This window comes from Bradyrhizobium sp. SZCCHNS3052, from assembly GCF_032484495.1.
Taxonomy (GTDB): domain Bacteria; phylum Pseudomonadota; class Alphaproteobacteria; order Rhizobiales; family Xanthobacteraceae; genus Bradyrhizobium.
In genome coordinates this window covers 609,307-622,438 of the sequence record NZ_JAUETB010000003.1, presented here as the reverse complement: position 1 = coordinate 622,438, position 13,132 = coordinate 609,307, and the positions used below count along the sequence as shown (strand labels likewise).

The following is a 13,132-nucleotide window of genomic DNA, read 5'->3' as shown; positions in this document are numbered from 1 at the left end:
GCCTCTGTTTTATGCGGCCGCATCGGTCTGCGCATAGCGCAGAACATGGAATGCGGGATCGCCGTACTGGATGTTGATGGAAGAAATCCGCTTGAAGTAGTGGCCGACATTGAGCTCGTCGCTCATGCCCATGCCGCCATGCAGTTGCACGGCCTGATCGGCCACGAATCTAGCGGCGTAGCCGACCTTTGCCTTGGCTCCCGACGCCAGTCTCGATAGGCCCGATTCGTTTGCCGCCAGACCTAAGTTGAGATGCTGCATCAGGGACACCGCTTCCTGATGCGCGATGAACATGTCTACCATCCGATGCTGCAAAACCTGGAAGGTGCCGAGCGCCACGCCGAACTGTTTTCGCGTCTTGGTGTATTCCAGCGTCGCCGAGTTCAATTCGGCCATCGCGCCGACGGCCTCGGCACACAGCGCGCCAATGACGCGTTCGGAAATCGCTTCTAGCGCGGCGGCGCCCCCTCCTTCTTCGCCTAGCAAGCTATCGTTGCCGACGCGCACGTCCTTGAGGCTGACCTCGGCCGCTCGGCGGCCGTCGATCGTCTTGAAGCCTTGCAGGTGAAGATTGGCGGCGCGACGATCAACGATGAACAGACTGACGCCTTCCGAGTCGAGACGGTGGCCCGAGGTGCGTGCTGAGACGATCAGGTAATCCGCCCAGGGGGCCGCGATCGCGACCGCCTTTTCGCCGTTCAGGACATAGTCACTACCTTCGCGGCGCGCCGTTGTTGTGACGTCAGCGAAATCGTAGCGCGAGCCCTTTTCTGCCCAGGCCAGCGCCCAGATTGATTTCCCGGAGATGATGTTGGGAATGAACTGATCCCTCTGTGCAGGCGAGGCTTCACTCTCGATCAGGCCGCCGGCCAGAACGACCGTCTCCAAAAATGGCTCGACCACGAGGTGACGGCCGAATTCCCTCATCACGATCATGGTCGCCAGGGGACCACCGCCGAGGCCGCCCGCATCCTCCGAAAAAGGTGCGGCAAGCAGGCCGAGTTCGGCGAACGAGGCCCAGTGCTTGCGACTGAAGCCTTCTTCGCTGGCTACGATCTTGCGACGCGCTTCAAAGTCGTATCGATCCCGCAGAAGCCGCTGCACGCTGGACCGCAATAGTTCCTGCTCTTCCGTGAACTGAATATCCATCCGATCCCCCGTACTCCGCTCGGCCTAAAGTCCGAGCACGGCCTTGGCGATGATGTTGCGCTGGATCTCGTTCGATCCGCCGTAGATCGAGAGCTTGCGTGAATTCAGGTACTTCTCGGACGCAGTGTGACCGTAGGCCGGGCCCGGCATGAAGTGGTTGGCACTGACGGGATGCTCCCGGATCGCCAGACCGTAATTACCGATTGCCCGGTGCGCCAGCTCGGTGATGTTCTGGAAGATCTCCGTACCCCGAATCTTGAACAACGACGCGGCGGCGCCTGGATCGATCCCGCGGGCCATTTGTGCCACCACGCGAAGCTCGGTTGCTTCCAAGGCCAACACGTCCAGCTCGATCCGTGCGATATCCCGCACGAATTCGAGATACGTCGGATCTTCTTCGGGAATCTCGGCCTTCACGATTTGCTTCAGCCGATCCAGGTAGCGCGTCGAACGGCCGATGCCAGCCATACTGGTGCGCTCGTTTCCGAGCAGGAATTTTGCGTAGGTCCAGCCCTTATTCTCCTCACCGATCAGGTTTTCGATCGGAACGCGGACATTTTCCAGGAAGACGTCATTGACCTCGTGGCTGCCGTCGATGGTGATGATCGGGCGCACGGTCACGCCGGGCGATTTCATATCGATCAGGAGAAAGGATATGCCGGCCTGCGGTTTGGCCGCCGGGTCGGTCCGCACCAGGCAAAAGATCCAGTCGGCGTGCTGCGCCAGCGTCGTCCAGGTCTTGTGGCCGTTGACGACGTAATGGTCGCCATCACGTACGGCCTTGGTTCTGACCGACGCAAGGTCCGATCCTGAGCCGGGCTCCGAATAGCCCTGACACCACCAGTCCTCGCCGGAGAGAATGCGCGGCAGGAATTTCTCCTTCTGCGCCTTGCTACCGAAAGTGTAGATGACCGGCCCGACCATGGTGACGCTGAATGCCAAAGGCGGCAGCGTCCCGGCTCGGCTGGTTTCCTGCTCGAAGATGAAGCGCTGCGTGATCGACCAGCCGGGCCCACCATATTCCTTCGGCCACAGCGGCGCGATCCAGCCCTTCTTGTAGAGGATGCGATGCCAAAGGAGCGTCTGCTCCTTGGTCAGGTCGGTCTCCGGGTTCGGCACCCGCATTTCCTGCGGATAGTGCTCCACGATGAATGCACGCACTTCATCGCGGAAAGCAGCATCCTCTTTCGAAAGCTTAAGCTCCATCGAAAGGCCTCGTTACCACTTTTCGCCGAACGGTCGAATTTCCATCTCGAACGTCCACGCGCTGCGGGGCTGTTGATAGAGCTGCCAATACGATTCTGCGACGGAGGCTGGGGGCATCAGCAGGTCGGGATTGTCCAGTGCATTCGGCCCAAGCGCCTCGATCCGTCTCTGGCGAACCCATTCGGTATCGACGCCGGAATCGATGACGAGGTGCGCGACGTGGATGTTCTTGGGGCCCAATTCGCGCGCGATCGCCTGCGCAACCGCGCGAAGGCCAAACTTTGCGCTGGCGAACGCCGCATAGCCCGTTCCGCCGCGGAGACTGGCGGTCGCGCCTGTGAAGAAGATGTTGCCCTTGCCGCGGGGCAGCATCAGCCGCGCGGCTTCGCGCCCCGCGAGAAAGCCGGAATAGCACGCCATTTCCCAAACTTTGCGGAACACCCGTTCAGTGGTGTCGAGAATGGGAAAATTGACATTGGCGCCGATGTTGAAGATGCAGACCTCGAGCGGAGCGTGCTTGTCGGCATCGCCGAGGAATGAAACGATCTCATCTTCCTTGCGCGCGTCGAGCGAACGCGCATGAATCTCGCCCCCTGCCTTCTCGATTTCCTTGACCAAAGGCTCCAGCTTGTCGCCGTTGCGGCGACCGGCGAAGACCGTGAAGCCTTCCGAAGCAAATTTCTTCGCGATCTCAGCACCGATATAGTCACCGGCGCCGATCACAGCGACGGTCGCGCTCCGCTTTTGCATGGCTCTTCCTCCGATCAGGCTAGATCTGGCGTCTTTGGCTTAGCGCCGGCAGCCCGCTCAGTCACCGCATCTAACGACGATTGAACGTTCTTTTTTAGAACTAGTCAATCGACATTTTCAGATTGATTTATCTGGCCTGTGCATCGAAACTGGTTCTGTCACTCGCAGACGCCGTTTACAGCATCGTCGACACAGTCTATTTACACAGTTTCAAATACGAACTTATGGGGAGGAATTGAGATGGCGAGAGCCCGCGGAGTGGCGATACTTGTCGGCGCTGGCGACGCGATCGGGGCGGCCGTCGCCCGCCGCTTTGCGAAGGGCGGATATACCGTTTGTATCTGCAGGCGAGAGGCAGCAAAATCGCAGGCCCTCGTGGCGGAGCTGAGAGCGGCGGGTCACAGGATTCACGCCTTTAGTGTCGATGCTCGCCAGGAATCCGGGGTTCAGGAAATATTCGCGCGCATCGAGAAGGAGATCGGGCCAATCGAGGTCTGCCTTTTCAACGCCGGATCGAACGTCAACAAGCCTTTACTGGAGACAACCGAGAAGCTGTTCTCTAAAGCGTGGGAACTCGCCTGTTACGCCGGATTTCTGGTCGGCCGCGAGGCCGCACGCTACATGGTATCGCGCGGTCGGGGCAGCATCCTGTTCACCGGCGCGACCGCCAGCCTCCGCGGCGGAGCGGGCTATGCGGCCTTCGCCAGCGCGAAATTCGGTCTACGCGCTGTCGCGCAGTCAATGGCCCGGGAATTGGGCCCAAAAAATATCCACGTGGTGCACCTCATTATCGATGCCGGCGTCGACAGCCCGGCGATCCATGCCCGCATGAAGGCGGCTAAAGGCATGGAGGCGAGCGAGATTCCACCGGACAGCCTGACGAAAACATCATCGATCGCGGAAGCCTATTGGTTCGCGCACGAGCAGACCCGAGATGGCTGGACCCATGAACTCGACCTCCGTCCTTCCGCGGAGAATTGGTGAGATGGACACCATGCCGAATCTGACGCTGTGGGGAGCAGGCACCAGCCGGACCGTACGGGCGCACTGGGCGATGTACGAGCTTGGTCTCGCCTACACGAGCAAGCCGATCGGGCCGCGTACTGGGGAAACCAAGACGGCGGAATATACCGCGCTCAATCCGCGGCAGAAGGTCCCGCTGCTACAGGACGGCGATTTCTGCATCGGCGAGAGTGCCGCTATCGTCGCGTACCTGTCACGCACTTACTCCACGCGGGACCGGGCGCTGATCCCAGAAAAGCAGCGCGACTATGCTGCGTGGCTGGAATGGTGCTTCTTCATCGTTGCAGAGCTTGATTCCACTAGCCTCTATGTAATGCGGCGCCATCGGGCAGATGGGCTTGGCACCATCTACGGAATTGCTCCCGAAGTCGTCGCCAGGGCAGGCGAGTATTTCCGCGAGCAATTGCGCCATGTGGAGGTCGCGCTTGCCGATGGACGCCGATACCTGATGGGCGATCAGTTCACCAGCGCCGATATCCTGCTGACCACGTGTCTCGAATGGGCGATCACCTATGAGGTGGGCGTCTGCGATAACGCCCTGCCCTATCTGGAGCGCATCCACGCCCGGCCTGCCTATCGGCTCGGCCAGGAAGCTAACATTCCGCTCGTTCCAATTACGCCGGTGCTGCCAAAAGCTCCGCCGGCTTAACCCGAGATCCGGACCGATTTTTCGGTCGCCATCTTCTCGATTGCGGCATTGTCATAGCCGAGCTCACCCAGGATCTCGCGCGAATGCTCGCCGATTCGGGGGGCGGGGCCACCGATCGCAGCCGGATTGACTTCGAAGCGAGCGGCCGGCTTGGGCTGTCGAATGCGACCAACACTGGGCTGGTCCAACTCGGCAATGAGATCGCGCGCAATCACCTGCTCGTTGTGAATGATCTCCCCACGGCGCAGGATCGGCGCGCAGGGGACGTCCGCTGCATCGAGCCGCTCCAGCCATTCGGCGGTGTTGTGCTGCGCGATGTATTCAGCCATCTTGTTGATGCGGGCAGTCGCATTGACGGAACGCGCCGCCGGCGTTGCAAAACGTGGGTCGGTGCCAAGCTCCGGATCACCTGTCGCGCGACAAAACCCCTGCCATTCCGAGTCCGAGATAGTACCGCAAGTGATGTAGCCGTCGCTGGTCTTGAACACGAGGTCGGGGCGATCATTGGGATCGGCCGCAGCAGCCTCGGCGCCCACCACAGTGTATTGCATCATACCTTCTGGCCAGAGGTAGGAGATCATTGCATCCAGCATCGCGACCTGGATGTGATCCCCTTGTCCGCTCTTCTCTCGCGCATAGAGCGCTGCTGCAACCGCTTGTGCCGTCATGACGGCCGTGGTCTTGTCGCAAACGATGGTTCTGATCATCTGTGGCCGGTTGGTCACGGGCTGCGACTGGATGTCGGCGAACCCCGAGAGACCCTGAATGATCGGATCGTAGACGCGCTTCTTGACATAAGGGCCGGTTTCGCCGACGCCGCTGATGGAAACGTAAATCAGCCGCGGATAGCGGCCGCGCAACTCGGCGGCCCCGAGCCCGAGGCGCTCCATCGTGCCGGGCCGAAAATTCTGCACCAGCACGTCGGATTGCGCGACAAGTTTGGCAAGCACCTCGCGACCGGCCTCGCTCTTGACGTCGAGCGCAAGCGAACGCTTGCCACGGTTTGATGAGATGAACAACGCCGAGAACTCACCGCGCTTGTCGATGGTGGCGCGGCTGCGGCGGGTGATGTCGCCACCAATCGGCTCGATCTTGATCACGTCGGCGCCCTGGTCGGCCAAAAACATCGTCGCGAACGGACCTGATACCACACCGGTCAGATCGAGCACACGAACTCCGCTAAGCGGCCCTGGCATGACGTTTCCCTTCCCCTGGCTGGTTCTTCCGGCCCTTACGCCAACTCCTTCGGCCAGGCCGCATTATCTCGTGTCGCGTTTCGAGTCACGCAATGCTGGCGGCAGGCTGCCGCATCTGCTCGACGATCGATTCCTCGACGTCCCGGAGCTGGTCCTTGCCGAAGAACATCTCCTTGCCGACGAAGAACGTCGGCGAACCGAATGCTCCGCGGTTGACCGCATCCGTGGTCAGGTCGATGAGCCTCTTCTTGACGTCGTCCTGTTGAGCTCGTGCCATCAGCCTGTCGATGTCGAGCCCTGAGGATTTGAAAGCCGCGCGGAACACCTCGACGTCATCCATCTTCTTCGGATCCTCCCACATGTGATGGTAAGCGGCCCGGAAATACGGCTCGAACATACCCTCGAACTGAGCGGCGACCGCACCGCGCATCAGCATCAGCGTATTCACCGGGAAAAACGGATTTTGCCGAAATGTCGTAATGTTGTGGCGACGGATGAAGCGCTGCGTCTCGAGCGCCATGTATTCGGGCTTGTTCTTGATGCCGTGCAGCGACTCCGCCGGGGACATGTTGCCGGTCGCCTTGTAGATGCCGCCGAGAAGTATCGGCACATAATCAAACTTCACGCCTGTCCGTCGCTCGACGCCAGGTATTGCGCGTTCCGCCAGATAGGCGTTGGGACTGCCGAAATCGAACTGGAATTCAACCTTCAGAGCTGTCACGCCGGCCTCTCCCGCATAGGCATTGTTGAAGTGGTCATGTTTGGTCCGCACGAACCGTATCGCCAACTCTCATACAGTTCTAAAAACGAACTGTCAATAAACTGGCAGATTCTGCTATTTTGGCCCAGATCGGTTAGAGGTTGTTTGGAACGTAGTCCCTATCTAGAATGGTTCTTGAAAAGACGGTTGCGTCGGCGATTCGAGCGACCCGTCGCTGGAAGAGTGGAGAAGTACGAATGAAGTGGGATGCCCTCGAGGAAGAGCCATGTTCACTGGCACGAACCATAGGTGTAATTGGCGACCGTTGGACCCTTCTGATTTTACGCGAATGCTTTCTGCGCACCCGACGATTTGAAGGCTTCCAGTCTGCGCTCGGGATCACGCGCCATCTGCTTGCCGAGCGGCTGAAGAAGCTGGTGCGGAACGGCGTGTTGCGGCGAATTCCGTATCAGGATTCACCCAAGCGCCATGAGTACATCCTGACGCAAAAGGGCCTCGATCTCTATCCGATCATGATGGCGCTCGTCCATTGGGGCGACACTCACATGGTCGACGAACGCGGGCGACCTCTGCTGCATGAGCATAAGAAATGCGGCAAGGTCTTCGATCCCGTAATGGTGTGCTCGGAATGCGGCGAACCGCTGTCGGCGAAGGAAGTTCATACCCATCCGGGCCCCGGCGCGCGCGCGAAGCTCGAGAAGGCCTCTCCCGAACAGAAGCCGAGCAAGGCAAGGACCCGCAGACAAGCAGCGTGATCCCGGGCGTTTGCCTTTCGGCGGGGACTGGCGACGGCTCGATGAGGTTCGCATCACGATGCGTTGCTCTGCGCTGAAGTGCCCTGTGGCACTCTTGCACTATCCCCTCGCGCTGGCGCGGAATAATGCCCTGAGAAGCGTTGGCGTAGCTCCATCTTCTGGATCTTGCCCGTCGCGCCATAGCTGAGCGCGTCAACGAAGACGATATCGTCAGGCATCCACCATTTGGCGATTTTGTTGTCCAGATAGGCCCTGATCGATTGCGCCGTTATGGCTCCGGATGTCGGCACGACGATAAGCAGCGGTCGCTCCTCCCATCTCGGATGAGGAACGCCGATCACGGCCGCCTCCGTGACTCCCGGGCATCCCTTCGCCAGGTTTTCCAGGTCGATGGACGAAATCCATTCCCCGCCTGACTTCACAACGTCTTTGGCGCGATCGGTCAACTGGATGTAATTATCGTCATCCATCACAGCGACATCCCCGGTATTGAACCAGCCGTCCTCCAGCAGCGGCTTGTCCTCCCCGTAGTAACCGCTGATGATCCACGGTCCACGCACCATCAATCGGCCACTGGATTTTCCGTCGCGTGGCATTTCACTGCCCCGCTCGTCAGCGATCTTGATGTCGACGCCGTAGATCGGCTGCCCCTGGCTGGTCTTGCGTCGAAGCCGATCCTGCGGGGAAAGGCTCGCCGTGCGTCGCGACGGCTGCGAAGACGTACCGCAAGGACTCGTCTCAGTCATGCCCCACAGATGGTTGACAGAGACGCCCAGGCGCTCAAGACCCTCGATCAGGCTAGGCGCGGGCGCCGAACCGGCAACTATGATGCGCTCGAGCGTCCCAGCACCGGTACCCCTGGACTCTAAGTACTGGAGCAGGTTTGAATAGAGTGTCGGGACCCCGGCGGTCATGGTCACGCCTTCCCTGTCGATCAACTCCGCAATGGCGGCGCCGTCCATTTTGGGTCCTGGCAGGACCAGCTTGGCACCGACCATGGGAGCTGCATGGGTCAGGCCCCAGGCCCCGTTGGCGTGAAACATCGGAGTCATCGGCAGAAGCGTGTCGCGCGGCGCAATGCCCATTGCGTATGCACCGCAGATGCAGAGGCAATGCAGGATATCCGATCGATGCGAGTAGAGAACGCCCTTGGGATTGCCTGTGGTCCCCGACGTGTAGAACAGGGAGGAGGCCGAAAGTTCGTCGAATACCGGCCATTCAAACTCCTCCTTTCCCAAGTCCACGAATTCCTCGTAGCACAGCAAATTCGGAAGCGTCGTCCTTGGCATGTCGGCTCGATCCGCCATCAGGACAAACATCTTCACGGAGGAAAGCCCGGCCGCCAGCTTCTCCACGAGGGGAAGAAACGAGCTGTCGAAGAACAGGATCTTGTCTTCGGCGTGATTTGCAATGTAGCTGATCTGATCCGGGATAAGCCTCGGGTTGATCGCATGCCATACTGCACCGATTCCCGTGACGCCATGCTCGATCTCGAAATGCCTGAACGTGTTCCAGGCAAGAGTTGCGACACGATCGCCCTGCAAGATGCCATGGCGGGTCAAAGCATCGGCAAGCTTTCTGGTGCGACGCGCCGCATCCCCATACGTATAGCGATGAATCGAGCCCTCCACGGTGCGCGAAACGATCTCCGTCCGCGAATGGAAGCGCTCCGCATGCTTCAAGAGCGAGGACAGCAGCAAAGGCTGATTCTGCATCAATCCTTTCACGATAACCTCATTTCAGCTGCAGCGATTGACGCCACCGGCGTTAGCGAGACACCACCAACCTCATCACTCCGAGCTGGCATCGAGAACCTCGCTGAATTGATCCCACCGCGTCCCGGTCCAGCGCTGTAGCCTCATTTGCGTGAAATTCATGTTGATCTTGTCGCTTGTATTGACCGTGATCCCAGGCAGCAGCGTGGGAAGCGCGACGTTCTTGAGGTTCTTGGCCTGCCCGATGATATTTTCGCGCGACAGATCGTTCCCACACTGCTTGAGCAGGCGTTCGAGCAGCATGCCTTGCGTATACCCGAACAGATAGTTCGTGTCGGCGATATCGATTCCGGGCAAATACCGCGCGACAAATGCTCGAAAGTTCTTCATTCCGTCGTTGTTATCCCACTGCGAGTCGGTCGGGTCCATCGCCACCGTTCCAACGATGACGCCTATTGAATTATCGAGACCTGCGGGCTTCAGCGTGGCGCCAACCGAGCTTGATGGGTAGTTCAGTACGATCATCGGTTTCCAACCGATTTCGGCAGCTTTGCGGATTGCCTGTGCCGCGAACTTCGGGGTACCAGCCACCAACAATGCATCGGCGCCCGAACTCTTGAGACTCACCACCTGCGAATCCACCGTCGGCTCGCTGACCTCGTAGGCAATTGCGACGACCTTCTTGTCGAACTCGTCTTTAAGGACCCCCTTGAAAGCGTTGAGGTAGTCTTTTCCGAGATCATCGTTCTGATACAGGATCGCGTACTTCGCGTTCGGCAGCGTCTTGGTCAGGAACCTGGCGTAGATTTTCCCTTCGGTGTCGAAGCTGACCAGACTGGTCGTCGTCAGCGGAAACTCCGCCACATTCGTGAACTTGTTCGATCCCGAGACGATGCCGATCGCCGGCACGCCCCTCGACTTCAGATACTTTGCAGTGGCCGAGTTGCCGGGCGTGCCGAGCTGGCTGAACATGAAGGCCACTTCATCGCTTTCGACGAGCCTTCGCGCATGCTCAACCGCTTTTGGTGGGCTATAGGCATCGTCATACGCTATGTAGTTGACCTTTCGGCCGTTTACTCCGCCGCGGTCGTTAATCGACTGGACATACGCGAGAAGCCCTCGACCAACGAGACCGATCGACGAAGCAGGACCGCTAAAGGGAAAGATGCCCCCGATCCTGATCTCCGTTGGCGTGATCCCCGGCATATCGGCAGCAGAAGCCGATGACCCGAACGCCAGAAGCAGCACCGCGAAAGCAGACCTGAAGAGCCCCAGCATCACTTCCTCCCAAAATTGAGGATTGCATGCCCGAGTGGCACGATCCAACAAAGCGCGGCCTTGATCGACCGTCGTTCCTCGCCGATCTAACGTTCTTTTTTGGAACTAGTCAAGCCGCTCGAGTCTTCCCCTCGATCGCCAGAGCGGGACGCATCCGCTCAAGCTCACGACCACCTAGGCGCACGCTCGCTTCGGCTAAAAAACGCAAAATGAGGTCATCTTTGAACTATTTACTTGTTGCAGCCCGCGACTATGCGTGTGCTGCCCCCTGACCCTCCGTACCTCCTGGAGGCTCGCCTTCGAAAGCTGATTTCAATTCTTTTATCGAACTAATTCGGGTCCGACCGGTGGCGAGCAGACGTTCACGCTTTTACGCGCCGCAGCCAAGCCACATCTCTCGATTTTGATCGTCCATACCGACTTCGGTTGGCTCCTTCGGACGACTAAAGTCGCCGCCGAAAGGCTCGCCCACGATATGAGTTCCCCTCAATGACCATGCGAGGGCTCGGCTCGACTACTACGGACTGGACGAGCCGGCGCCGCGCGTTCATCTCCGACCGTGCACGCAACGACCGCCGGCTCTGCTGCTGGGACCTACTGCCGCCGAACGGTTTCGACGCAATATTCGACCCTGTCAGTCCGCCGTCGCATGAATGACAGCCTTGGTCTCGAGGAATTCACTGAAGGCGAGTTCGCCCCATTCACGACCGTTACCGGACATTTTGTATCCGCCGAAAGGAGCTTCGGTATCTTCTGACGCGCCATTAATATAGACCATGCCCGCTTGAAGTCTGTCAGCGACAGCCCGGGCCTTTTCAATGCTCGCCGATTGCACATAAGCGCCGAGCCCGTACACGGTATCGTTGGCGATTGTTACTGCGTCGTCGACGTCCGTGTAGCCGATGATGGCGAGAACAGGTCCGAAAATTTCCTCACGCGCGATGGCCATGGTGTTTTCAACGTCCGCAAACACCGTGGGCTTGACGTAGTATCCGACCTTCATATTTTCCGGGCGCCCCATACCGCCTGTAACGAGCGTGGCGCCCTCATCGATCCCCGTCTTGATCAACCGCTGGATTCGATCCCACTGGCGTTCGGAAACGACGGGACCCATGTACACGTCCGTTTTTGGGTCGCCATAAGTGATCGACGCCACGACCTGTTTTGCAATTTGCTTGGCTCCTTCCATCTGGTTCTGGGGAACCAGCATCCGGGTCGGCGCATGACACGTCTGCCCCGAGTTGAGCATCAGTCGATAAATGTTCTCTGTGATCGCGGTTGCGAAATTGGCGTCATCCAAGATGATGTTGGGCGACTTGCCGCCCAACTCCTGATGCACACGCTTCACGGTGTCAGCCGCGCGTTTCGCAACATCAATCCCCGCCGCAGTCGATCCAGTGAAAGAAACCATGTCGACACCGGGATGCGCGGATATGGCGGCTCCGACGGTCGGCCCATCACCGTCGACCAGATTATAGACGCCCTTCGGAACGCCGGCTTCGTGGAAGATCTCCGCGAGGACATGAGCAGTGAACGGGGCAACCTCGGAAGGCTTATGCACGGCGGTGCACCCAGTGGCCAGGGCCGGAACGACCTTGACCATGATTTGGTTGATCGGCCAGTTCCAAGGCGTGATCATTCCGACCACCCCAATAGGCTCACGGCGCACCACTGTGCGCGGTCCCTGCGGATGCTCGAACTCGTAATTCTTCAGGGCATTGATTGCGGTCTGGAGATGCGCAAGGCCAACGCCGGCCTGCAATTCCATCGCGAACTTCGTGGGTGCGCCGAGTTCTTCGGTAAGAGCGGCGCCGAGATCGGCATGGCGCTTCGCGTACACGTTCAAAATGCTGGAAAGGATATCGATCCGCTCCTGGCGGCTGCTGCGGGAGAAGCTGGCAAATGCCGTTCGCGCGGCCTTCACAGCGCGATCGACGTCCGCAGCTGTTCCTAGAGTGATTAATCCTGCCGGCTGCTCGTTGGCGGGATTGACCACGTGGATCGCGTTGCCACCGAGTGGTTCCACCCAGTCACCGTCGATGTAGAATCGGGTATAGTTACGCATTGAAGACCTTCCCTGATTGACATTTTCGCGTATCGAACCGCCTGCCTCTTGCAGGCAGTCCGAGCGCTATCTGCCGACGAGCTAACCGCGGCACGGGCGTTGCCGCCCTTCTTTCATTTGCCCTTTGTCTGCGGTCCCACGGATTGCATGAAATCGCGATCCGCTGCCGGCAGATTGGCTGTCCACGCCGGTTCATCGCCGGCCTCTGGCAGTACGTGACCAAATTCGATCATCTGCCGCGCTGGAAGCTCGCCGACATATACCCATACGCTGCGGTGATCCGCGGCAGAGGCGGCAACCGCGACGGCCTCTGCCATCAATTTGATCATTCGTGTCTTGTCGATCGCAGCGCGCCCGCCTCGGATGTGACCGTAGACAAACACCTGGTCATGCGTCAGTGGCGCGCCGCCCATAAAGTAGTTCTCAGCTTTCACGTCTTCGAAAATGACTTGCGCGAAGTAGGTCGGCGCTCCCGTCACCTCCGCATGGATCCGCGTGATCTCAGCCGCAATCGCACTCTTCTGCCTGCCCGAAAGGCGTCCCTCGATGCTGGAGCAATAATAGGTTGGCATTGACATCACTCCTTTTTGTAGGTGGCCTCTCCCATCAGGAGAAACCCTCTGGT

At 59.2% G+C, this 13,132-nt stretch carries 12 protein-coding genes; 3 read left to right on the top strand and 9 right to left on the bottom strand.

Going from position 1 to position 13,132, the window contains the following annotated elements; all coding sequences use genetic code 11:
* Positions 1 to 9: 9 nt before the first annotated feature.
* The 3 genes from QX073_RS14460 to QX073_RS14450 are packed head-to-tail and all read right to left on the bottom strand — an operon-like array spanning position 10 to position 3,105.
* Positions 10 to 1,149: an acyl-CoA dehydrogenase family protein gene (locus tag QX073_RS14460; RefSeq protein WP_316169284.1), complete on the bottom strand. Its 1,140-nt coding sequence runs from the start codon at positions 1,147 to 1,149 to the stop codon at positions 10 to 12.
* A gap of 24 nt (positions 1,150 to 1,173) precedes the next feature.
* Complete coding sequence (locus QX073_RS14455; RefSeq protein ID WP_316169285.1) at positions 1,174 to 2,355, bottom strand: acyl-CoA dehydrogenase family protein; 1,182 nt, start codon at positions 2,353 to 2,355, stop codon at positions 1,174 to 1,176.
* A 12-nt stretch (positions 2,356 to 2,367) separates the two neighbouring features.
* Entirely contained in the window at positions 2,368 to 3,105 is a 738-nt protein-coding gene (locus tag QX073_RS14450; protein WP_315714199.1) for an SDR family oxidoreductase, read from the bottom strand.
* A gap of 240 nt (positions 3,106 to 3,345) precedes the next feature.
* Between QX073_RS14450 and QX073_RS14445 the strand changes: the two genes are divergently transcribed.
* Positions 3,346 to 4,089: an SDR family NAD(P)-dependent oxidoreductase gene (locus tag QX073_RS14445; protein WP_316169286.1), complete on the top strand. Its 744-nt coding sequence runs from the start codon at positions 3,346 to 3,348 to the stop codon at positions 4,087 to 4,089.
* Between the two features lie 10 nt (positions 4,090 to 4,099).
* A complete protein-coding gene (locus tag QX073_RS14440; RefSeq protein ID WP_316169625.1) occupies positions 4,100 to 4,777 on the top strand; it encodes a glutathione S-transferase family protein in 678 nt (225 codons plus the stop codon).
* On the opposite strand, the gene QX073_RS14435 is transcribed toward QX073_RS14440, so the two are convergent.
* Both QX073_RS14435 and QX073_RS14430 read right to left on the bottom strand, forming a co-directional pair.
* Positions 4,774 to 5,973: a CoA transferase gene (locus tag QX073_RS14435; protein ID WP_316169287.1), complete on the bottom strand. Its 1,200-nt coding sequence runs from the start codon at positions 5,971 to 5,973 to the stop codon at positions 4,774 to 4,776. The genes QX073_RS14440 and QX073_RS14435 overlap by 4 nt on opposite strands.
* 85 nt (positions 5,974 to 6,058) lie before the next feature.
* Positions 6,059 to 6,685, bottom strand: coding sequence for a 2-hydroxychromene-2-carboxylate isomerase (locus tag QX073_RS14430; RefSeq protein WP_315714388.1), 627 nt, complete (start codon positions 6,683 to 6,685; stop codon positions 6,059 to 6,061).
* A 245-nt stretch (positions 6,686 to 6,930) separates the two neighbouring features.
* Here QX073_RS14430 and QX073_RS14425 point away from each other — a divergent pair, with 245 nt between their 5' ends.
* Positions 6,931 to 7,449 (top strand): helix-turn-helix domain-containing protein, encoded by a 519-nt coding sequence (locus QX073_RS14425; RefSeq protein ID WP_315827680.1) that lies wholly within the window; start codon positions 6,931 to 6,933, stop codon positions 7,447 to 7,449.
* A gap of 53 nt (positions 7,450 to 7,502) precedes the next feature.
* On the opposite strand, the gene QX073_RS14420 is transcribed toward QX073_RS14425, so the two are convergent.
* The 4 genes from QX073_RS14420 to QX073_RS14405 form a co-directional block, all read right to left on the bottom strand.
* Positions 7,503 to 9,176 carry a long-chain-fatty-acid--CoA ligase gene (locus QX073_RS14420; protein WP_315827679.1) on the bottom strand — a complete coding sequence of 558 codons (1,674 nt, stop codon included), beginning with the start codon at positions 9,174 to 9,176 and terminating at the stop codon, positions 7,503 to 7,505.
* A 63-nt stretch (positions 9,177 to 9,239) separates the two neighbouring features.
* Positions 9,240 to 10,442 (bottom strand): ABC transporter substrate-binding protein, encoded by a 1,203-nt coding sequence (locus tag QX073_RS14415; RefSeq protein WP_315827678.1) that lies wholly within the window; start codon positions 10,440 to 10,442, stop codon positions 9,240 to 9,242.
* A 634-nt stretch (positions 10,443 to 11,076) separates the two neighbouring features.
* Positions 11,077 to 12,507 (bottom strand): aldehyde dehydrogenase family protein, encoded by a 1,431-nt coding sequence (locus QX073_RS14410; RefSeq protein ID WP_316191994.1) that lies wholly within the window; start codon positions 12,505 to 12,507, stop codon positions 11,077 to 11,079.
* A gap of 113 nt (positions 12,508 to 12,620) precedes the next feature.
* Entirely contained in the window at positions 12,621 to 13,079 is a 459-nt protein-coding gene (locus QX073_RS14405; protein ID WP_316191995.1) for a 4-oxalocrotonate tautomerase family protein, read from the bottom strand.
* Positions 13,080 to 13,132 lie beyond the last annotated feature (53 nt).